The organism is Pseudomonas sp. NPDC089741, assembly GCF_044748825.1.
In the GTDB taxonomy this organism is placed as follows: domain Bacteria; phylum Pseudomonadota; class Gammaproteobacteria; order Pseudomonadales; family Pseudomonadaceae; genus Aquipseudomonas; species Aquipseudomonas helmanticensis.
This window is the reverse complement of sequence record NZ_JBIVGT010000003.1, coordinates 352799-374868: the sequence shown is the minus strand read 5'-3', so window position 1 is coordinate 374868 and position 22070 is coordinate 352799. Positions and strand designations below refer to the sequence as shown.

Genomic DNA, 22070 nt, shown 5'->3' with positions numbered 1-22070 from the left:
AACATCTCTTTCAACTCAGGGACCAGCGGGCCGTTCGGGCCTTGTTCGAAACTGGTGGTGAGGATGGTCGGCAGGTTGAAGAACTTGGCCAGATCGGCCAGGGCCAAAACGTTGTTCTTGAACTCGTTCGGCGAGAAGTCCTGCACCAGCGAAATCAGCCCGGTCTGGTGATCGACCAGCAGCACGATGGCGTCGTCTTTGTTCAGGCGGTTGTAGGTTGGAGTGGTCATGGTCTGCGTCCCTTTTGAGTTTTGAAATTGTTGTTGCGTTCAAGTTGGGTACAGATTACTGACGCATTGAAAAGGGATAAATCGGCTGAAAAGTGTTTCACCGTCAACTTCAACAGGACAATCACCTGACCTCACGTCCATCCCTCCAGGCGCATCGTCGCGCGCACCAGCCGCTGCTCTTCGCTTTCGATCTCCTTGAGGTTGTCACTGATGCTCTGGATATGCGCGACAGCGGCCTTGCGCGCCTGTTCCGGCAGGCGTCCGGTCACGGCGTTATAGAGGCGCGCGTGTTGGCGGTCGATCTGGCGTTTCTGCGGTTCGCGGTGATAGAGGTTGTTGACCGAGGCGAACACCGTGTTCAGCAGCAGATCAGTCAACGAGCGCAGCGTCTGCACCAGCACCGGGTTGTGCGAAGCCTCGCAGATCGCCAGATGGAATGCGTGGTCGAGCCGCGCATGTTCGGGTGCTTGCAGCTCCTGGCCACGCGCGTCGAGCAAGGCCTGATAGCTGCGAGTGATCAGGACAAAATCCGCTTCGGTGCCGCGCAGCGCCGCCAGCCGCGCCGACTCGCCTTCCAGCAAGCTGCGCACTTCGAACAGGTCGTACAGGGTGCGCGGTTGCGAGCTGAACAAGTGCATCAGAGGCGATGCGGCGCTCTGCCCGGAAAGGTCGGCGACGAATGAGCCTTTGCCTTGCTCGGTGTTGATGATCCCGCGGGCGCGGAGCAGTTTCAGGCCTTCACGCAACGCGGTGCGCGAAACGCCGAGCTTTTCCGTCAGCCGCCGTTCAGAGGGCAACAGTTGCCCGGTCTTCAACACACCGTCGACGATCAAGCGCTCGACGCGCTCACAAACCACATCCGCCACCTGCACAGTCCGCCCTTCACTGGTATGACCAGCCATAACCCGTCACCTCCATGGTTAGCAATTGCATCGCATCTTGTTGTTTTAAAAGGCCGGAAAGGTCTTGTACGAAAAACCCGGCGAAAAGAACTGGTTCGACCAGTGCCGGACAACTGGACAGTATTGCCCGTGCGCCCAATGATGCAAGCACGCCCATTTGGCGTCGGCCTGTCAAAAACAATAACCAAGGGTTGCCTGCCCGCGATGAATATTCTCTACGACGAACGCGTTGATGGCGTGCTTCCGGCCTCCGATAAACCCGCATTGCTCAGCGCGCTGCGGGCGCAAATGCCGGAGCTGGAAATCCTCGCCAGCGAAGAACAGTTGAAACCGTACGAATGCGACGGTTTGTCGGCCTACCGCACGACGCCAATGCTGGTGGTGCTGCCACGCGAAATCGAACAAGTCGCGATCATCCTCAAGATCTGTCATCAACAACGCGTGCCGGTAGTGCCGCGCGGCGCCGGCACAGGTCTGTCCGGTGGCGCCCTGCCCCTGGAGAAAGGCGTGCTGCTGGTGATGGCGCGCTTCAACCGGATTCTCGAAATCAACCCCGCCGGACGATTTGCCCGCGTGCAGCCGGGCGTGCGCAACCTGGCGATTTCCCAGGCGGCCGCACCGCATGGTTTGTATTACGCGCCGGATCCGTCTTCGCAGATCGCCTGTTCCATCGGCGGCAATGTCGCGGAAAACGCCGGTGGCGTGCACTGCCTGAAATACGGCCTGACCGTGCACAACCTGCTCAAGGTCGAGATGCTCACCGTCGATGGTGAGTGCCTGACGCTCGGTTCCGACGCACTGGACTCACCCGGTTTCGATCTGCTCGCACTGTTCACCGGCTCCGAAGGCATGCTCGGGGTGATCACCGAAGTCACGGTCAGACTGCTGCCGAAACCGCAAACCGCGAAAGTCCTGCTCGCGGCGTTCGACTCGGTGGAAAACGCCGGACGCGCGGTCGCTGACATCATTGCCGCCGGGATCATTCCGGGCGGCCTGGAGATGATGGACAACCTCGCCATCCGCGCCGCCGAGGACTTTATCCATGCCGGATATCCGGTCGACGCCGCAGCAATCCTGCTGTGCGAACTGGATGGCGTCGAAGCCGATGTCGACGACGACTGCCAGCGCGTGCGTCAGGTGCTGCAACACGCCGGCGCCACCGAACTGCGTCAGGCCAGGGACGAGGCCGAGCGCGTGCGTTTCTGGGCCGGACGCAAGAATGCCTTCCCTGCTGTCGGCCGCCTGTCGCCGGATTATTACTGCATGGACGGCACCATCCCGCGCCGCGAGCTGCCCGGTGTGCTGCAGGCGATTGCCGACTTGTCCGCCGAATACGCTTTGCGCGTGGCCAACGTTTTCCATGCCGGTGACGGCAACATGCATCCGCTGATTCTGTTTGATGCCAACCAGCCCGGCGAGCTGGATCGCGCGGAAGCCCTCGGCGGCAAGATCCTCGAATTGTGCGTCAAGGTCGGCGGCAGCATCACCGGCGAACACGGTGTCGGCCGCGAGAAAATCAACCAGATGTGCGCGCAGTTCAGCAGCGATGAATTGACCCTGTTCCATGCCGTCAAAGCAGCATTCGACCCCGGCGGCCTGCTCAATCCCGGGAAGAATATTCCGACCCTGCACCGCTGCGCCGAATTCGGTGCGATGCATGTCCACCACGGTCAGTTGCCCTTCCCCGATCTGGAGCGTTTCTGATGATCAGTGAACATGGCCACGACGCTGCCGCCGAGCTGCTGCAACAGGTGGAGCAGGCGCTGCATGACAACCTTGCGTTGCGCATCCAGGGCGGCAACAGCAAATCCCGTCTGGGCCGCGAGAGCCACGGCGAGTTGCTCGATACTCGTGTGCATCGCGGCATCGTCAGCTACGACCCGACTGAACTGGTGATCACCGCACGCGCCGGCACGCCGTTGGCCGAACTGAATGCCGCCCTCGACGCCGCCGGGCAAATGCTGCCATGCGAGCCGCCACACAGCGAGGACGGCGCCACTGTCGGCGGCATGCTCGCTGCCGGGTTGTCCGGGCCGCGCCGTCCCTGGGCCGGCTCGGTGCGCGATTACGTACTGGGGACGCGGGTCATTACCGGCCACGGCAAACATCTGCGTTTTGGCGGCGAAGTGATGAAAAACGTCGCCGGCTACGATGTCTCGCGGCTGATGGCCGGCAGTTTTGGTTGTTTGGGATTGCTCACCGAAGTCTCGCTGAAAGTGCTGCCGAAACCGCGTCACAGCCTGAGCATTGCCCTGGACATCAGCAGCGAACGCGCACTGCTCAAACTCGCCGAATGGGGCCAGCAACCGATTCCGATCAGCGCCGCCAGCCACGACGGGCAACGCTTGCATCTGCGTCTGGAAGGCGGTGAGGGTTCGGTGACGGCGGCGCATGACCGCCTCGGGGGTGAACCTTTGGACGCGGCGTACTGGGCCGATCTGAATGCTCAGCGCCTGGCCTTTTTTGCCGATCCACGGCCGCTCTGGCGCCTGTCAGTGCCGACTCACACGGGCCCGTTGAGCCTGCCCGGTGAACAACTGATCGATTGGGCCGGAGCGCAGCGCTGGCTGAAATCCGCTGCCGACGCCACGACGATCCGCGCCATCGCCACCCAGGCCGGCGGTCACGCCAGTTGCCATGCAAACTGCGCACAACCGTTCCAGCCGCTCGCACCGGCGTTACTGCGCTATCAGCAAGCGCTGAAGACGCAATTGGACCCGCAAGGGATTTTCAACCCGGGCCGAATGTACGCAGAGATCTGATCATGCAAACCACCCTGAGCGAACAATCCCTGCGCCTGGCACGCGCCGCAGAAGCCGAAAGCATTCTGCGCAGCTGCGTGCATTGCGGTTTCTGCAATGCCACCTGCCCGACCTACCAACTGCTCGGCGATGAGCTGGATGGCCCGCGCGGGCGGATTTACCTGATCAAGCAAGTGCTCGAAGGCAATGCCGTCAGCGCCACCACCCAACAACATCTCGACCGCTGCCTGTCCTGCCGCAATTGCGAGACCACCTGCCCGTCCGGCGTCGATTATCACAACCTGCTCGACATCGGCCGTGCGCTGGTCGATGCAGCGGCACCGCGCAGTACCGGCCAGCGTCTGTTGCGCCAGGGTTTGCGCAGCGTGCTGCCCAACCCGTGGTTGTTCAAACCGTTGCTGAGCCTCGGCGAACAACTGCGTCCATTGTTGCCACAGACCCTGCAAATGAAGTTGCCGCGACACATTGCGCCGGCCAGACCGAGGCCGACACGAACGCAAGCCCGCCGCATGCTGATGCTTGAAGGCTGCGTACAAACCAGCCTGTCGCCGAACACCAACGCCGCGACCGCGCGGGTGCTCGACCGTCTGGGCATCAGCATCACGCCGATCAGCGAGGCCGGTTGCTGCGGCGCGATCGACTATCACCTCGACGCCCAACAGGCCGGACTGCAGCGCGCGCGGCGCAATATCGATGCGTGGTGGCCGGCGATCGCAAGCGGTGCCGAGGCGATCGTGCAGACCGCCAGCGGTTGCGGCGCGTTCATCAAGGACTACGCGCACCTGCTCGAACATGATCCGGCCTACGCGATGAAAGCCGCCAAAGTCAGTGCGATCAGCAAGGATCTGGTGGAGATTCTGCTGGCCGAACCACTGGAACAACTGCTTGTAGCGCATAACGATCAGCGTCTGGCGTTCCATTGTCCGTGCACGCTTCAGCACGCGCTGAAACTCGGTGGCGCGGTGGAAAGTGTTTTGACCCGGCTGGGATTTCATCTCACACCAGTGCCCGACAGTCATTTGTGCTGTGGTTCCGCCGGTACCTATTCGATCACCCAGCCGGCACTTTCGCGGCAATTGCGCGACAACAAGATCAATGCACTGGAAAGCGCTTCACCGAGCCTTATCGTCACCGCCAACATTGGTTGCCAGGTTCACCTCGACAGCGCTGGCCGCACGCCGGTCAGGCACTGGATCGAAGTGGTTGAAGAGTCCCTTCACGCGCAGGAAAAAGCATGAACAGCAAATTCGTCTTGAGCCAGAAAGAAGTGGCGCTGATCCTCGCCGCCGGGCGCACCGAAGCGCAGCGCAACCAATGGCCGGTGAGCATTGCCGTGGTCGACGATGGCGGGCATTTATTGGCGCTTGAGCGCCTCGACGGTTGTGCGCCGATTGGCGCTTACATCTGCATGGAAAAGGCCCGCACTTCAGCCCTCGGCCGTCGTGAATCGAATGTCTATGAAGAGATGGTCAACAACGGCCGTCACGCGTTTCTCTCGGCGCCGCTGCTGACCTCGCTTGAAGGCGGCGTGCCGATCATTGTCGATGGACAAGTGATCGGCGCGGTGGGTGTGTCCGGGGTCAAATCCGCGCAGGACGCGCAGATTGCCAAGGCTGCGGTCCTCGCGCTGCAAGGCTAGTCGTAGAACGGTTCGACCGCTTCGCGACTGCCGACAAAAAAGCTGTCCGCGACCAAGCGCAAGGGTTGCAGGTCGAGGTCACTGGCGCGGTCGCCGATCAGCTGTTGGAAGTGCCGGTACACCGCCGCGTATTCGCCCTCCTCCGAGACAGCTTGCGGCACGCCGTCGATGCTCAACAGTGCACCACCATTGTCCAGGCGCAAAACGCCTTCAACGCAACGAATCTCGATGCTCCAGAGTTCGTCGTGACCGTGGTCGAAATCGAATTCGGCGCGCACCTCTAGCTGACGCGCGTCGGACATCTTGATCGACGCAGCAATCGGCGACTGGCAATTGCCGGGCACGCGCAGTTCGGCGGATTCGACAAACAGCGGCAGCGCCAGCAGGTTCGTGGCGATCGACAAGGCGTTGATGCCCGGATCGAACACGCCGAGGCCGCCGGGTTGCCAGATCCAGGCCTGGCCCGGGTGCCATTTGCGCACGTCTTCCTTCCAGTCGATCTGCACGCTTTGCAAAGTGCGCGAGGCGAGCCAGTCACGAGCGGCGGCGATGCCTGGCGCATAACGCGAATGCCAGGCAAACAAGCCGCTGACGCCTTGCGCAGCAACCTGATCAACCAGCGCCATGGCTTCGCCCAGCGTCGCACAGGGCGGTTTTTCCACCAGCACATGTTTGCCGGCCGCCAGCGCTTCTTGCACCAGCGCAAAACGCCCTTGCGGAGGGGTGCAGAAAGCAATTGCATCGACCGCCGGGCCGTTAGCCAGCAACTCGCTCAGCGACTGGAAGTTTTCCACCCCGGCGCAGGGCTTGCCTTGGGTGGCGACTGACACCAACTGGAACGCCGGATTGGCGAGAATGGCGGGCACGTGTTGATCCTGGGCAATCTTGCCGTAACCCACCAGACCGAGACGGATCGGTTGCATCGGTAACTCCTGTTGTTGTTCTTGTATTGAAATGCGTGGCGCCAAGAGTACGTACTTCTGCACCGCGGCTCCATCAGCCAATGGTCGCTGACCGCCTCAATCGAACAGGTCGCGAGGCAGCTCGACCCGCGCCACCAGGCCACCGCCACTGCGATTGCGCAAGGTCAGCTCACCGCCCTGCTCGCGCACGATCGCCTGCGCAGCCGAAAGGCCCAGCCCGACGCCGCCGGTATCACGATTGCGCGAGGCTTCAAGGCGATAGAACGGATCGAACACCCGTTGCAGCGCTGATTCGGGAATCCCCGGCCCTTGATCGCGCACCTCGATGCGGATCGTATGGTCGTCGCCGCTCAGCGCGATGCTCGGTTGCTGCGCGTATTTGGCGACGTTTTCCAGCAAATTGACGATCACCCGTTTGATGCCCAGCGGTCGTCCCTCATACACCAGATGCGCGGGGCCACTGAAGTCGACTGTCAGATGCTGGTCGCGGTAATCGTCGATGATGGTTTGCAGCAACTCCGACAGGTCGAACGCGGTGGGCTGCTCGCGGTGAGTGTCCTCGCGAAAGAACACCAGCGCGGCGTTGATCATCGACTGCATTTCTTCGACATCTCGGATCAGTTTGTGCTGATGATCGAGGTCTTCCATGAACTCGCTGCGCAAGCGCATGCGGGTCAGCGGCGCGCGCAGATCGTGGGAAATGGCCGCGAGCATGTGCGTGCGCTCGGCGATGAAATGCTGGATCTGCGCCTGCATGGTGTTGAAGGCGATGATCGCCTGACGTATTTCGTCCGGCCCTTCGACGTGGATCGGCGGCGCCCGCAAGTCGCTGCCGAAACGCCGGGCGGCGCTGGCAAAACGCTGCAGCGGAGTGGCCAACTGGCGCGTAGCGAGCCATGCCACCAGCAAGGTGGCGATCAATCCGAGGGCGATGACCACCGCGATTCGCGTGCCAACGTCAAGGCCCCAACTACGTTGCGGCGGCGTGAACGACAACCAGCTGCCATCGACCAACTGCACCAGCGCAACGTAATGCGCGCGCGGGCTGTCGCGCGGAAAGTCATCGGGGCTGAACACTTCGATCTCACGGTCGTCGCCGAGCAGTTGTTGCATCATTGGCCCTCTGCCCGCCTCGATTTGCGTGCCAATCGCAGGCAGGTCGAAGTCGGCGCGCCGGGCGTTCCAGACCACCTTCAGCATCGAGTTGCCGGCTGCGCTGGCCAGTTGCGGGCGCAGCGGCGTCGGGGCGGCTTCGATCAGCCGCGTGGTCACGGCAATCTGTTCGAGCAGGCCGGTGCGTTCAATCGGCGGGCGCGCCCAGATCCCGGCGACCTGCACGAACAAGGCATTGAGCGCCAGTGAAGCGAGCATCGCCGCAAGAATGGTCAGGGCTATTCGCCGGCGCAGGGTGTCGCGGCGCAACAGACGGCGGATCACGAGCGGCTGACCTTGGCGGTGAACATGTAGCCGCCATTGCGCACGGTGCGGATCAGGTCCGGGCGTTTGCTGTCGGGTTCGATCTTGCGCCGCAGGCGACTGACCTGGACATCGATGCTGCGATCAAACGCGTCGTGGCCTTCGCCATGCGTCAGGTCGATCAATTGTTCGCGGGTGAGAATGCGTTGCGGATGGTCGAGAAACACCACCAACAGGTCGAACTCGCCAGCCGACAGCGGGATCATCACCTGCTCCGGCGAGCGTAACTCGCGACAGGTGATATCCAGGTGCCAACCGGCGAAGGCAATCACCGGTCGCGGGCGTTCACTGGGCGGACTTGGCTGCTCGCCGGCCCGCCGTTGCAAGGCGCGCACCCGGGCGAGCAATTCGCGCGGTGCGAAAGGCTTGGTCAGGTAATCGTCGGCGCCGAGTTCCAGGCCGACGATGCGATCGCTGAGCTCGGCCATGGCCGTGAGCATGATGATCGGAATGCCCATCTGTGCACGGATTTTCTGGCACAGGCTCAGGCCGCCTTCGCCGGGCAGCATGACGTCAAGGATGATCGTGTCCGGACGCTGCTGCGCGATGGCCGCCCACATCGCCACGCCATCGGGCGCGACATCGACCTCGTAGGCGTGCTGAACGAAGAACTTCTTCAGCAGGGACAGCACTTCCACGTCGTCATCGACGAACAGCAATCTGCTCACGGTCACAAGATCCAAAGGCCAGAAAAGAGCGCATCTAAAACCATTTCGCCGTCCCGGTCATTTATTTCAATCGCGCAACATTCCTACCGCGCCGACAACAATCGGACATTCCCCGGCAATCCTCCTCGGGCACTCTGCGGGTAATTCATCGCAGGGGGCTCCCATGAAGGAATTCAATCAGAGGCACACCGCCGAGGGCCGCGCCAGCCATCGTCCATTGATCCTCAGCCAGCGCACCACGGCACCCGGGCACGGTACGCCGATTCTGTTTCAGGAGGCATGCCTGGGCCTGACCGGCAATCAGGAGCGCATCGTCCTGCGCCGCTACTTCGAACAATTCAGCCCGGACAGCGCGCACTGGGTCGAATACGTGCATTCGATCCCGGTCGCTGACCTGGTGAACTGGATCATGCGCCACGGCCAGTTGCACATCGAGTGCTCGGACAACACAGCGCCAGCCCACAAGGAAAGCCATTGATGCTCAGTAATTTCTCCAGGTCGCTGGTGCTTTCCGCCACCTTGAGCTTGCCGGCCTGCAGCAGTAAAACCGTCGAACCGAAGTTGTACAGCGGATTTCTGCATGACTACAGCGTGTTGAGCGAACGCCAGTCGCCGTCGGGGCAGCCGGTACTTGGCTGGGTCAGCCCGGCATTGGCCCGAGGCCGTTATACCCAAGCCTATCTGGCGCCGAGCCAGTTCTACCCGAGCGTTGCGCCGACCGCGCGGATTCCGCTGAGCACGTTGTCTGGCGTGACCGAGTATTACGACGCGGCGCTCAGGCAGGAACTGGGCAAAGTCATGCGGCTGGTATCGTCACCCGGACCGAATACGCTGATCGTGCGCCCGGCGATTACCCGGGTCGCCACCCGCACCCAGGGTTTGCGTTTTTTTGAATGGCTGCCGGTCACCCTGGTCGCTGCGGGCGTGAGCACTGCCGCCGGCATTCGCGACCAGGACAGCGAAATCGCCACGGAAGTGTCATTCGAGGATGGTTCGACCGGTGAGGTGGTTGCCGAAGTGATTCGCAAGGGCACCGGCGTGCCGCTGGAGAACGATAAACAGGTGCTTAGCGCCGATGACGTCAAGGTCGTGCTGGACGGCTGGGCCGGCGATCTGGGCAAATCCTACGTGGCGCTGCGCAAGTAAACGGCCGTCGGCAAGGCGAGGTGTGCGTCGGTTATGAACTAATAACCCCTTCATTAAGCGATCGCTGAAACGTTGTACTAGGATAGGATCCAATTCCCGAGGCGTTTTTACCGGTCAAGGAGCTTCACCCCGGCGCCTGCGGGACACGAGCCGCCCATTGCAACTCATGGATGAATGACATGAACTCACACCTGTTCCCGCAGATTGGCAAAGTCATTGCCAGCACCGGCAGCCGGCATTTTCCGCGCATGCTGCACGACCTGATCCTCACTCAACTGGCGGTGGACGCCACGCACATCCGCCAGATGCGCGTCGAGCCGGTCAGCCGCGCAGCCCATCGCAGCGGCCCGGAACCGCTGAAAGAGCCAGCCTTGCTCGCCGAAACCCTGTTCTCCGAACACAGCGCGGCGGCCAGTCACGATCTGCCGCCGCCGGAGTCAGCCAGCGTCTCCGATGCCTCGCAACTGCACCTGAGCCGCCGCAAAGACGGTTTTCGCTACGTGATTTCGGTGTACCGCAACGGCCAGTCGCAACGTTTTTCCGCGCAGGAGCGCAGCCTGTTACAGGACATCTCCCCGGTGCTGCTGCCGATGGTCGAGAAACACATCAACGCCGTACAACCCGCCAGCCCTGACGCCGAAACCCCCAGTGAACCCCCAGAGGGCACCGGCCTGGAAACCCTGCGCCTGCGCTTCAGCGAGCGCTTGCAGCAATTGGGCCTGGGCCTGTCGAATCGTGAAACCGAGGTGTGCATCGGCCTGCTCGCCGGGCGCACGGCCCCGGAACTGGCCGAGCAGTTGCAACTGAAGGTCAACACGGTGGAAAGCTATCTCAAGCGGGCAGCGATCAAATTGGGCATCAGTGGCCGACATTCGCTGATGCGCTGGATGTATTCACCGCAGGAAACCTCGGCATCGAGCGCGGCCTGATAACCCTGCAAAAATCGCTGTTTGATAACGCCGCTATTGATCGTTCCCACGCTCCGCGTGGGAATGCAGCCCGTGACGCTTCGCGTCACTGGACGCAGAGCGTCCCTAGAGGCATTCCCACGCGGAGCGTGGGAACGATCAACGCAGAGCGTGGGAACGATCAACAACAAGCGCGGGCTATCAGTCGCGGGCGAGCGCTTCGATCGGGTCGAGGCGCGAGGCGTTGCGCGCCGGGACGAAGCCGAAGACGATGCCGATCAGCGTCGAGCAGATCACCGCCGTGAGCACCGAGGTCAGCGAGAAAACCATCTCCCATTCCTTGATAAACAGCGAAAACAGATGCCCGATGGCATACGACAGCGAAATGCCGATCGCCCCGCCCAACAGGCAGACCATCACCGCCTCGACCAGAAACTGCTGACGAATATCCGACTGCCGCGCCCCCACCGCCATGCGAATGCCGATCTCCCGCGTACGCTCGGTTACCGAAACCAGCATGATGTTCATCACCCCGATACCGCCGACCACCAGCGAAATCACCGCAATCAACGACAACAGCAAGGCCAGCGAACGACTGGTTTTCTGCACCGTCTGCAACACGCTGTCGAGGTTGTTGGTGAAGAAATCCTTGCTGCCGTGGCGTTGCAACAACAGCTGCGTGACATGTTCTTCAACCACCTTGCTCGGCTGGCCGTCCTTCATGCGCACGCTGATACTGTCCAGATAACGCTGGCCCAACACCCGCCCGGCGGCCGTTTCGTAAGGCACCCAGACGTTAAGGGTCTTGCCCGAGGCAAACAGGCTTTTATCCGGCGCCGCGACGCCGATCACCGTGCACGGCAGGTTGCCGATCAGGATCACCTGGCCCAGCGGATCGACATCCTGCCCGAACAAGCGCTGACGGGTGTTGTGATCGATCACCACGACTTGCGCCTGGCGTCGCGCATCGCTTTCGCTGAACGCAATGCCCGCCGCCATCTTGATCCCGCGCACCTTGAAATACTGATCGCTGACCCCGTTGACCTGCGCATCCAGATCGATATTGCGGTAGCGCAGCAACAGACTGCGGCCGATCATCGGCGTGGCGCTGTCGACGTAATACAGCTGATTCAGGGCTGTGACATCGGCCGGCGTCAGGGTTTCGATGGCCGCTGCACGCTTGTCACCGTAGCTGCTGCCGGGATAGACATCGATGGTGTTGCTGCCAATCGCCGCGATGTCCTTGAGCACGTAGTTCTTGGCGCCCTCGCCGACCGCCGAGATCGACACCACCGAGGTGATGCCGATGACAATGCCGAGCATTGTCAGCAAGGTGCGCATGCGGTGCGAGATCAACGCGACCCAGGCCATGCTGAAAGCTTCCTTGAACAGGCCGAGGCTAGCGACCAGACGCCGTGAAGCGGTGGCTTTCGGCGCCACCGGCTCATCGCTGAGCAAGTGCGTGGTGTCGCGTTCGTTGGCGCGGTCGCTGAGGATTTCACCGTCGCTGACTTCGATGATGCGCTCGGCGTTGGCCGCGACTTTCGGGTCGTGGGTCACCAGAATCACCGTGTGCCCGGCCGCGTGCAGCTCCAGCAGGATGCGCATCACCTCTTTGCCGCTGGCCGTGTCGAGCGCGCCGGTGGGCTCGTCGGCGAGGATCACTTCGCCGCCATTCATCAACGCTCGGGCGATACTCACCCGCTGCTGCTGGCCACCGGACAACTGGCTCGGCCGATGCGTCAGGTGGCCTTCCAGGCCCAGCCGCGCCAACAGCTCGCGGGCGCGGGCATGGCGTTGCAACTGTGGCGTACCGGCATAAATCGCCGGCATCTCGACGTTGTGCATCGCACTCAGGTGCGGCAGCAAATGGTAGCGCTGGAAGATGAAGCCGAAGTAGTCGCGGCGCAGTTCGGCCAGCGCCTGATTGTCCAGGTCGCGGGTTTCCTGACCATTGATTTTGTAGCTGCCGGCGGTGGCGTAATCGAGGCAACCGAGGATGTTCATCAGCGTTGACTTGCCAGAGCCGGAAGCGCCAATGATCGCGACCATTTCCCCGGCATGGATCGTCAGGTTGATGTTGTTCAGCGCGAGAAATTCACGGTCACCAGCGGTGAAACTGCGGGTGATGCCGGTGAGCTGTAACAGTGGTTCAGTCATGCTCAGGCCCCCGCCACATTGGTCAGCGGATCACCGATCACCACCCGATCGCCTTCAGCCAGACCGCCATTGATCTGCACTTTGACGTTGTTGTTGATCCCGGTCTGCACATTGCGCGACTGCGCGTGGCCCTTGGCGTCGAGTACGCGCACCGGGAAACTGCCATCGGCATTGCGCGGGCCGAGCGCCGCCACCGGCACGGTCAGCACAGCCTTGGCGGTGTCGAGGACGATACGCACCTGCGCGGTCATCGAAATACGCAGGCGATGGTCAGGGTTTGGCACCTCGAACAAGGCGTTGTAGAACACTGCGCTGCTTTGCTTCGGCGTGCCGGCGGGCGGCGTTTCGAGAAAGTTCTGTGGCGCAGGATCGGTGCCGCGCAGTTTCGCGTAGTAGCGTTTGTCCTCGCCGAGAATAGTGAAATACACCTCCTGCCCCGGCGCGATATGAATCACATCGGCCTCCGAGACCTGCGCCTTGACCGTCATGGTGTCCAGATCCGCCAGTTTCAGCAGGACCGGCGCCAGTTGGCTGGCGATGACTGTCTGGCCTTCCTGAGTGACCACGCCGACCACGTCGCCATCGATCGGCGCGACAATCCGCGTGTAGGCCAGATTGACCTTGGCGGTGTCGATCTGGATGTGCGCACTTTTGATCTGCGCATCCAGCGACATCAGGTTGGCCTGCTGCACCTGATAGTTCGACTCGGCGGTTTCGAAATCCTGGCGCGAGATCGACGCATCCTCCTGCAGGTTCTGATAGCGCTCGTAAATCGCCTTGGTCTGTTTGAGCTGGGCCTGCGTGGCGCGTTTCTGCGCCTGCAGATTTTCCTCATCGACCTGAGCCTGGCGCAGGGTGTTCTGCAGCACCAGCGGATCGATCTCCGCCAGCCACTGGCCTTTTTTCACCTTGTCGCCGACCTTGACCTTCAGCGACTTCAGCTGACCCGAGACCTGCGCACCGACGTCGACCTGCTTGATCCCTTCGAGCACGCCGGTGGCCAGCACCGCGTTCTCGATGTCATCGCGCGCGACCGTGGCGGTCAGGTACTGCGGCGCCTCCGCCGGCGCCTGCACCGTGTAGAACACCAACCCCGCCACCACCGCCAACGCCAAACCCATACCGACTTTGCGCCACTTCGACTTTTCCATAAATGCCCACAAGTCCGTTCAGGATCGAGCCCGGCGCGACGCCGGGCTCTGCTAGATAAACAACAATCAGGACAATATTTCGCCCGCCGGCACTTTCCGTCCGTCATGCCACCACGCCGCGAAACTGAAGACGTTGGGCGCCTTGAGAATCGTGAAATGGTTGCCCGGCCCGTACCACACCGCCAGATCTGCGACCTGGCGCTGCCAACCCTCAACCATCGCCGCTTGCTCGCGCTGATTGCCCCACGCATCCAGCGTCGGGTCATCGACCAGCGCCAGCCGCACTGGGCCGGTGTAGGCCAGTTGCGGTTGATAGACCGTGCGCAGTGCCGTGGCGAAAGTGCGGACCGGGCCGTGCATCGCCTGCTCCGATGACCGCGCCGACAACACACCGGCGCGCACCATGCCTTGGTGCAACAGGCGCATTTGCGCAGACTCGTCAGCCTCGGCAAACGCTTGCGGATCGATGCCCAGAGACTTGCCGCTGGACAGCTGCAACGTCTCGATCAAACGTTGCAGCGCGGCGGTCGTCGTGTACGGTTTGCCCGCCGTGCCGTTGCCACCGGGGGCTTCGCTGTCGATCAGGGTCAACGACGCCACTTCACGTCCGGCCGCCTGCAACTGCGCGGCCATGGCATGCACGACCCAGCCGCCGAACGAATGGCCGATCAGGTGCACCGGGCCTTGCGGATACAGCTGTTCGACGGCTTGCAGATAACACTTCGCCGCCGCCTCGACCTGACTGTGCGGCACGCCGCTGCCATCGAGCCCGCGCGGTTGCAGACCGAAAATCGGCCATTCCGGGCCGAGTGCTTCGGTCAGGTGAATGAAGCCGGTGACACTGTCGCCCGCCCCCGGCACGCAGAAGATCGGCGCATGCCCGGGGTGCCCGCTCTGGATCGTCAACAGTGGCTGATAGGCCTGTGGCTGCGGAGCCTGCGCCGCCGCCATGGCCTGACTCAGGGCATGGCCGAGTGCCTCGATATCCGGGGTTTTCATCATGCTGCGGTGATCACCCGGTACATCGATACAGTGCAGCAAACCTGGGGTGACCTTGGTCTCCCAGCCTCGGGTCGGACTCGGTTGTGCCTGCCCCGGCATCAGCCCCTGAGCGCGGAACAGGTGCACCGGCTGACTGGCCGGGGCGAGCCGGTAATGCGCCAGCGCCAGGCCATGGGCGGCCTCACGATCAAAGTAACTCCAGGATTCCGCTGCGCTCAGTGCAGCCAGTTCCGGGTCCGGCAATTGCTGTTCGCAGCAGCGCCGAAACAAATCGTCGAAGGCAATAAGTTCGACTTCCGCCTCCAGCGTCTCTACCTCAGTCAACGCTTGCTGCCCTTCTGCACCGCGCATCTGCGAACGCGCACGGCAATGTTCGAGCAATTGACGTTTGTCGCGATGCTCGCCACTCCAGCGGGTTTTATCCTGGCTGACCGGGTGCGGCGCGTAAGTATCGAGCAGGCCGACAAACGCCACGGCCTCATCGAGACCGAGCAGTTGCTGCGCGATTTCATAGGCCAGCAAGCCACCAAACGACCACCCGGCCAGACGATACGGCCCCTGCGGCTGCACCGAGCGGATGATCCCGACCATCCGCGCGGCCATGCATTCAAGGGTGCGCAGTTGCGGCTGCCTCAGCGGCACACCGGGCAAGCCGTAAATCGGGAACTGCCCGTCGATGTGCAAACCCAATGCCGGGAAATACACATCGCGGCCGCTGAACTCATGGATCAGGAACAGCGCATGACCGCCCTCTCCCGGTCGCACCACGACCAGTCCTTCCGGTTGCTCGGGAACGCCATTGCGCTGACTGATCAGCGCCGCCAGTGATTCGATGTTCGGCCGCTGGAACAGCTCCGCCAGCGTCACCTGCTGCCCTGCACGCTGCAACAGGTTGACCAGACGAATCGCCAGCAATGAATGCCCGCCCAATTCAAAGAAATTGTCGTGACGTCCGACCTGCTCGACATTCAGTACCTCGCCCCAGATGCGCGCCAGCACGGTTTCGACCTCGCCTTGGGGCGCTTCGTAGTGGCGGCTGAGCACCGCGTCGAGGCCCGGTGCCGGCAGCGCCTGACGGTCGATTTTGCCGTTGGGACTCAACGGCAAAACATCGAGCGCAACAAACGCGCCCGGCACCATGTACTCGGGCAATTGTTCGAGGATGAACGCGCGCAGCGTGTCGATCGCCGGTACAGCACTGCCATTAACCGTAGTGAAATAGGCGACCAGACGTTCGTCACGCATCAACACCACCACCTCGCGCACATCCGGGTGCTGGATCAACCGCGCTTCGATTTCACCGAGTTCCAGGCGCAAGCCATGCAGCTTGACCTGGAAGTCATTGCGCCCGAGGAACTCGAGGTTGCCGTCCGCGCGGTAACGCACCAGATCGCCGGTGCGGTACAAGCGATCACCGGCCACGAACGGACTGTCGATAAAGCGCTCGGCCTGCATCTGCGGCAGTCCCATATACCCTCGCGCCACGCCGACCCCGCCGATGTGCAACTGGCCGACGACGCCAAGTGGCACAACCTGATCATGCGCATCGAGTACATACAGGCGGGTGTTGCAGATGGCTTTACCGATCGGCAACTCCGATGTCGGCACGGCCATGTGCGGTTCCAGCGTCCATGCCGTGCTGTCGACCGTGGCTTCGGTCGGGCCATAGACGTTATGCAGGCGCACCCACGGCAGGTGCTGGCGCACAGCAGCGGCCAGCGCCGCCGTCAGTTCGCCGCCACCACAAAACACATCGGTGAGGCTGGTGCATTCACTGACCTCCTGCAGTTCAAGAAACTGCTGCAACAGTGCCGGCACAAACTTGACCACCGTAACCCGTTGCTGACGAATCACTTGCGCCAGATACGCCGGTTCACGGTGGCCGCCCGGCCGTGCCAATACCAGGCGCACACCCGCCGTCAGCGGCCAGAAGAACTCCCACACCGAACCGTCGAAACTGAAAGGCGCCTTCTGCAACAGCGCGCCGTCTGTGCTCGGCGGGCAAATCTGCGAGCCCCAATGCACCAGATTGCACAGGCCACGATGCTCGAGCATTACGCCTTTTGGCGTGCCGGTCGAACCCGAGGTGTAGATCATGTAGGCCAGATTCGAAGCACTCAGGCCGGGAACTTGCGGATTGTTTTCCGACTGGTCATGCCAGCTGCATTGGTCGAAATCGATCAACAGCGCATCGGTCGCGGCGAACAGCGATCGGGTGGCGGTGTGTACCAACACCGCCGTCGGCGCGCAGTCCCTGAGCATGAAGTCGAGGCGCTCCGCCGGATAAGCCGGATCCAGCGGCACATATGCGCCACCGGCCTTGAGAATGCCAAGCAACCCCACCACCAGATCTAGCCCACGCTCGACACACAGCGCCACCCGCGCATCCGGCCCAACGCCTTGCTCGCGCAGATGATGCGCGAGTCGATTGGCGCGGGCATTCAGTTGGCGATACGTCAGGCAGAGTTCGCCAGCTTGCACGGCGATGGCGTCTGGCTGACGCTGCACCTGTGCTTCGAACAGGCTTTGAATCGGCTGCTCGACCGGGCAATCGAGCGCAGTCGCATTGAACTCGCCGAGCAGGCGCTGCTGCTCATCCGCCGCCAGCAGATTGACCTGCGCCAGTTTCGCCTGGTCATCGCTGACCAGCGCCGCCAGCAAGCGCCGGAAGTAACCGACAAAACGCCGCACCGTCGACTCATCGAACAACGCCGTGGCGTAGCGCAGCGAGCCGCGAACGCCTTGCGCAGTTTCACCGAGGCTCAGCGACAGGTCGAACTTCACGAAGTGATTTTCCCCAGCGACACCTTCCAGCGTCAGGCCACCCAGTGCCAGGGCGGGCGCGACGCTACTGTCCCAGCTCAGCAGCGTCTGGAACAACGGTGTGTGGGCGAGGCTGCGCAGCGGCCGGGTGATTTCCACCACGTGCTCGAACGGCAGATCCTGATGCGCCTGCGCCGCCAAAGTCTGCGCCTTGACCCGCGCCAGCAGCGCCGCGCCGTTCAGATCGCCCGAGGTATCAATGCGCAGCGCCAGCGTATTGACGAACATACCGATCAAGCCTTCGATCTCGGCGCGGGTGCGGTTGGCCACCGGCGTGCCGACCACCACATCGGACTGTCCGGACAGGCGAGCGAGCAACATCGCCCAGGCGCTCATGATGACCATGTACGGCGTCACGGCGTGACGCTGACACAGCGCCTTGAGAGCAGCGCTGGTCTGTTCGTCCAGCACGATTTCGACACTGCCACCGTGGTGTTCCTGTTGTGCCGGACGCGGATGGTCAGTCGGCAGGCTCAACAAGGCTGGCGCTCCGGCCAGCGTCTGCTGCCAGTAATCGCTCTGGCGTTGCAACACCTCGCCGCTCAGCCAGCGCCTCTGCCACACCGCGTAGTCGGCGTATTGCAGGGCCAACGGCGGCAGCGGATCGTCCTCGCCGTGGCTGAACGCCTGATACAGCGCCATCAATTCGCGGGTCAGCACGCCCATCGACCAGCCGTCGGAGATGATGTGGTGCATCGTCAGCAACAGCACATGGTGATCATCGGCCAGACGTACCAGACGGCCACGAATCAGCGGTTCATCCTGCAAATTGAAAGGCCCGCGTGCTTCCGTGTCGAGCAGTGTGCGCAAGGCCTCGTCGCTCTGCGGGTGTTGGCGCCAATCTTCCTCAATCAGCGGCAAGCCACTGTCGACCGGGGCAATCAGCACCTGTGCTTCGTCGTTGAATTGCGCGAAACGGCTGCGCAGGCTTTCGTGGCGCGCGACGATCCGCGCCAGTGCCCGTTGCAGGGCCACGGCGTCGAGTCGGCCACGCAGGTGCAGGCCCAGAGGAATGTTGTAGGCGGTGTTGCCGCCGTCCATCTGCGCGAGGAACCACAAACGTTGCTGGGCGAACGACAGCGGCAACGCCTGATCTCGCGGCGCCGGCAGAATCGGCGGCAAGCTGCTGCGTTCGGCCTGACTCAAGACTTCAGCGACCGCCGCCAGCTGCGGATTGGCGAACAGAACGGCCAGCGCCAGTTCCACACCCAATTGCTCGCGCACCTGGGACAACATGCGCATCGCCAGCAACGAATGGCCGCCGAGGTCGAAGAAGTTGTCGTGGCGGCCGACCTGTTCGACCTGCAACACCTCGGCCCAGACCCGTGCGAGGCTGATTTCCAGTGGATTGGCCGGCGCCTCGTAAACCCTACTGAGCAGCGCCTCCTGCGTCGGTGCCGGCAGTGCCTTGCGGTCGACCTTGCCGTTGTTGTTCAACGGCAACACATCGAGTTGCACCCACGCCGTCGGCACCATGTATTCCGGCAGTCGTGCGTGCAACTGTGCGTGCAGTTCGGCGCTGTCCAAGACGCCATCGTGCGCGGTGTAGTAAGCCACCAGACGCGTGGCGTCCTGACCGTCACGACGCGCCAGCACCACCGCTTCCTTGATCCCCGGGCAGTTCAGCAGGCGATTCTCGATTTCGCCCAGTTCGATGCGGAAGCCACGGATCTTCACCTGATCGTCGTTGCGGCCGATGCAGTCGAGTTGCCCCGGCGCCAGCCAGCGTGCGAGGTCGCCGGTGCGGTAGAGCAACGCGCCAGGCTTATCGCTGAACGGATCGCGGAGGAATTTCTCGGCGGTCAGATCCGGTCGGTTCAGGTAACCCAGTGCCACGCCCTGGCCGCCGATGTACAGCTCGCCGGTCACGCCCATCGGCACCGGTTGCTGGTATGCGTCGAGTACGTAGACCTGGGTGTTGCCGATCGGCCCGCCAATCGGCACGCTCTCGGCGTGTTCCGCCACTTCGCACACGGCAAAGGTTGTTGCGTAGGTGGTGGTTTCGGTCGGGCCGTAGCAATGCACGATGCGCAATGCGGGGGCCTCGGCCAGCAGACGCCGGAACGCCGCCGGATCGCCACGCTCACCGCCGCACAGCAGAATCCGCAGGCCTTTGAGCGCCTGCGGGATCAGTTGCACGTACTGGTTGAACAGCGCGGTGGTGACGAACAGGATCGTCGCGCCACTGGCGCTCAGTTCACGGCCGAAGGCATTCGGATCGAGCAGGGTTTGATGGTCGATGATCACCACGCGACCGCCATTGAGCAGCGGCCCCCAGATGTCCATGGTGCTCGCATCGAACGCCGGGTTCGAGGCGAACACGACGCGATCCTGCGCATTGAAATCGGCGTAACCGTTGTTGAGCACCAAGCGGCCAATGCCCCGGTGCGGCACCATCACCCCTTTCGGCGTGCCGGTGGAACCGGAGGTGTACATGATGTACGCCAGTGTTTCGGAAGACTGCACCAGATTGGGGTTATGCGTCGGCTGACCGTTGAGAGTCAGCGTGTCGAGATCGATGCGCGGCGCGGCGTAGTCGATGACTTCGCTACTCAAGGTCAGCAGCGCCAGCGCCTGACAGTCCTCGACCATGAACGCCTGACGCTCGCTCGGCGCATTGATGTCCAGCGGCACATAGGCCGCCGCGCACTTGGCAATGGCCAGTTGCGCCACCAGCAGTTCCAGCGAACGCGGCAGCAGGATCGCCACGTGGTCTCCCGGTTGTACGCCGTGTGCGATCAGGTGATGGGCCAGGCGGTTGGCCTGCGCGTTCAGCTCGAAGTAGCTCAGCGAATGCGCACCCTGCACCGCCGCCACGGCTTTTGGATGCGCCGCAGCCTGCTGCTGGAAAACCCCGTGCACGGTCAACGTTTGCGGGTAATCGCGCGCCGTGGCGTTGAAGTCACGCAGCAAGCGCTTGCGCTCATCCGCTGCCAGCAACGGCACCTGCTCCAACACCGTTTGATCACTGCTGATCATCGCCTCAAGCAAGCACTGCAAGTAGCCGATGTAGCGCTCGATCGTCGATGCATCGAACAGCACCGTGGCGTAGTTCAGCGAGCCGCGAATCACCCCGTTGACCTCGCCCAGTGTCAGCGTCAGGTCGAACTTGGCGACATCGCCCGGCCCGGCGACGCCCTCCAGTGTCAGCTCGCCGAGCGCCAGTTGCGGGCCGACGCTGCCGTCCCAGTTCAGTGTGGTCTGGAACAGCGGGCTGTGCGCCAGACTGCGCAGCGGTCGGGCGATTTCCACCACTTGTTCGAACGGCAGATCCTGATGCGCCTGCGCCGCCAGTGTCCGCGCCTTGACCTGCGCCAACAGCGCTTCGACGCTCACCGCGCCCGAGGTGTCGATGCGCAAGGCCAGCGTGTTGACGAACATGCCGATCAAGCCTTCGAGTTCAGCGCGGCTGCGGTTGGCCACCGGCGCACCGATCAGCACATCGGTCTGCCCGGACAGGCGACTCATCAGCGATGCCCAGGCGCTCATCACAGTCATGAACAGGGTCACGCCGTGACGTTGGCTCAAGGCCTTGAGCCCTGCACTCAGGCGCGGGTCCAGCAGCACGTCGACGTTGCCGCCGGTGTAATCCTGTTGCGCCGGTCGCGGACGATCGGTGGGCAGCGTCAACAAGGCCGGCGCGCCGTCGAGGGTCTGCTGCCAGTAATGGCTTTGCCGTTGCAATATTTCACCGCTGAGCCAGCGCCGCTGCCACACGGCGTAGTCGCCGTATTGCAGGGTCAGGGCTGGCAGCGGGTCAGGCTGACCCTGGCTGAACGCTTGATACAACGCCATCAGCTCAGCGGTCAGTACGCCCATCGACCAGCCATCGGCGACGATGTGATGCACGGTCAACAGCAGTACATGATGCTCGTCGGCCAGACGCACCAGTTGTCCGCGAATCAGTTGATCGTTCTGCAGATCGAACGCTGCCGAGGCTTCTTGCGCCATCAATCCCTGCAAGGTGAGTTCGCCTTGCAAGTCTTGGCGCAGGTCTTCCATGCGCAAGAGCAAACCGCTGTCGACCGGGGCAATCGACACCTGCGCGGTATCGTCGATGCGGATGAAACGGCTGCGCAGGGTTTCGTGGCGGGCCACGATCTGCGCCAGCGCCGCTTGCAGGGCATCGACGTCGAGGTGCCCGCGCAAGCGCAAGGCGACAGGGATGTTGTACGCCGAGTTGCCACCGGCCATCTGCGCCAGGAACCACAGGCGTTGTTGGGCGAAAGACATCGGCAGCGCTTGATCGCGCGGTGCCGGCACAATGTCCGCTAGCGTGC

Annotated in this window: 15 protein-coding genes (1 of these 15 cut by a window edge); 7 read left to right on the top strand and 8 right to left on the bottom strand. The window is 62.7% G+C overall.

Features of this window, described 5'->3' with window-relative positions; translation table 11 throughout:
• Positions 1-230 (bottom strand): hypothetical protein (locus ACIPZE_RS05525; protein WP_400771862.1); only part of this gene is annotated, 230 nt, incomplete at its 3' end.
• Positions 231-361: 131 nt separating this feature from the next.
• Positions 362-1132, bottom strand: a complete 771-nt coding sequence (gene glcC / locus ACIPZE_RS05520; RefSeq protein ID WP_400771860.1) for a transcriptional regulator GlcC — start codon at positions 1130-1132, stop codon at positions 362-364.
• A 204-nt stretch (positions 1133-1336) separates the two neighbouring features.
• On the opposite strand from glcC, the gene glcD reads away from it, so the two are divergent.
• The 4 genes from glcD to ACIPZE_RS05500 are packed head-to-tail and all read left to right on the top strand — an operon-like array spanning position 1337 to position 5533.
• Positions 1337-2836, top strand: coding sequence for a glycolate oxidase subunit GlcD (gene glcD, locus ACIPZE_RS05515; RefSeq protein WP_400771858.1), 1500 nt, complete (start codon positions 1337-1339; stop codon positions 2834-2836).
• Positions 2836-3894 (top strand): glycolate oxidase subunit GlcE, encoded by a 1059-nt coding sequence (glcE, locus tag ACIPZE_RS05510; protein ID WP_400771856.1) that lies wholly within the window; start codon positions 2836-2838, stop codon positions 3892-3894. The genes glcD and glcE overlap by 1 nt, the downstream gene beginning before the upstream one ends.
• 2 nt (positions 3895-3896) lie before the next feature.
• Positions 3897-5132 carry a glycolate oxidase subunit GlcF gene (gene glcF / locus ACIPZE_RS05505; protein ID WP_400771855.1) on the top strand — a complete coding sequence of 412 codons (1236 nt, stop codon included), beginning with the start codon at positions 3897-3899 and terminating at the stop codon, positions 5130-5132.
• Positions 5129-5533, top strand: a complete 405-nt coding sequence (locus tag ACIPZE_RS05500) for a heme-binding protein (protein WP_400771853.1) — start codon at positions 5129-5131, stop codon at positions 5531-5533. Before glcF ends, ACIPZE_RS05500 begins: the two co-directional genes overlap by 4 nt.
• On the opposite strand, the gene ACIPZE_RS05495 is transcribed toward ACIPZE_RS05500, so the two are convergent.
• The 3 genes from ACIPZE_RS05495 to ACIPZE_RS05485 all read right to left on the bottom strand — a co-directional run bounded on the left by ACIPZE_RS05495 (position 5530) and on the right by ACIPZE_RS05485 (position 8600).
• Complete coding sequence (locus tag ACIPZE_RS05495; RefSeq protein WP_400771851.1) at positions 5530-6456, bottom strand: Gfo/Idh/MocA family protein; 927 nt, start codon at positions 6454-6456, stop codon at positions 5530-5532. The two genes, ACIPZE_RS05500 and ACIPZE_RS05495, sit on opposite strands and share 4 nt — an antisense overlap.
• Before the next feature lie 96 nt (positions 6457-6552).
• Positions 6553-7893, bottom strand: a complete 1341-nt coding sequence (locus tag ACIPZE_RS05490) for an ATP-binding protein (RefSeq protein WP_400771849.1) — start codon at positions 7891-7893, stop codon at positions 6553-6555.
• Positions 7890-8600, bottom strand: coding sequence for a response regulator (locus ACIPZE_RS05485; protein WP_256661213.1), 711 nt, complete (start codon positions 8598-8600; stop codon positions 7890-7892). The genes ACIPZE_RS05490 and ACIPZE_RS05485 overlap by 4 nt, the downstream gene beginning before the upstream one ends.
• Positions 8601-8763: 163 nt before the next feature.
• On the opposite strand from ACIPZE_RS05485, the gene ACIPZE_RS05480 reads away from it, so the two are divergent.
• From ACIPZE_RS05480 to ACIPZE_RS05470, 3 genes are all read left to right on the top strand, one after another.
• A complete protein-coding gene (locus tag ACIPZE_RS05480) occupies positions 8764-9078 on the top strand; it encodes a hypothetical protein (protein WP_283436178.1) in 315 nt (104 codons plus the stop codon).
• Positions 9078-9746: a DUF3313 domain-containing protein gene (locus ACIPZE_RS05475; RefSeq protein ID WP_283436177.1), complete on the top strand. Its 669-nt coding sequence runs from the start codon at positions 9078-9080 to the stop codon at positions 9744-9746. The genes ACIPZE_RS05480 and ACIPZE_RS05475 overlap by 1 nt, the downstream gene beginning before the upstream one ends.
• A gap of 179 nt (positions 9747-9925) precedes the next feature.
• Positions 9926-10675: a helix-turn-helix transcriptional regulator gene (locus ACIPZE_RS05470; RefSeq protein WP_400771847.1), complete on the top strand. Its 750-nt coding sequence runs from the start codon at positions 9926-9928 to the stop codon at positions 10673-10675.
• 180 nt (positions 10676-10855) lie between these two features.
• Here ACIPZE_RS05470 and ACIPZE_RS05465 read toward each other — a convergent pair whose 3' ends face one another.
• From ACIPZE_RS05465 to ACIPZE_RS05455, 3 genes are all read right to left on the bottom strand, one after another.
• Positions 10856-12814: a MacB family efflux pump subunit gene (locus ACIPZE_RS05465; RefSeq protein ID WP_283436175.1), complete on the bottom strand. Its 1959-nt coding sequence runs from the start codon at positions 12812-12814 to the stop codon at positions 10856-10858.
• Positions 12815-12816: 2 nt separating this feature from the next.
• On the bottom strand, positions 12817-13965 hold the full coding sequence (macA, locus tag ACIPZE_RS05460) for a macrolide transporter subunit MacA (protein ID WP_129394307.1): 1149 nt from the start codon (positions 13963-13965) through the stop codon (positions 12817-12819).
• Between the two features lie 66 nt (positions 13966-14031).
• Positions 14032-22070: the final stretch of a non-ribosomal peptide synthase/polyketide synthase gene (locus ACIPZE_RS05455; RefSeq protein ID WP_400771846.1), read on the bottom strand. The gene runs 9805 nt beyond the window's last position; the window shows 8039 of its 17844 coding nt (coding positions 9806-17844); the start codon falls outside the window, past its right edge; its stop codon occupies positions 14032-14034.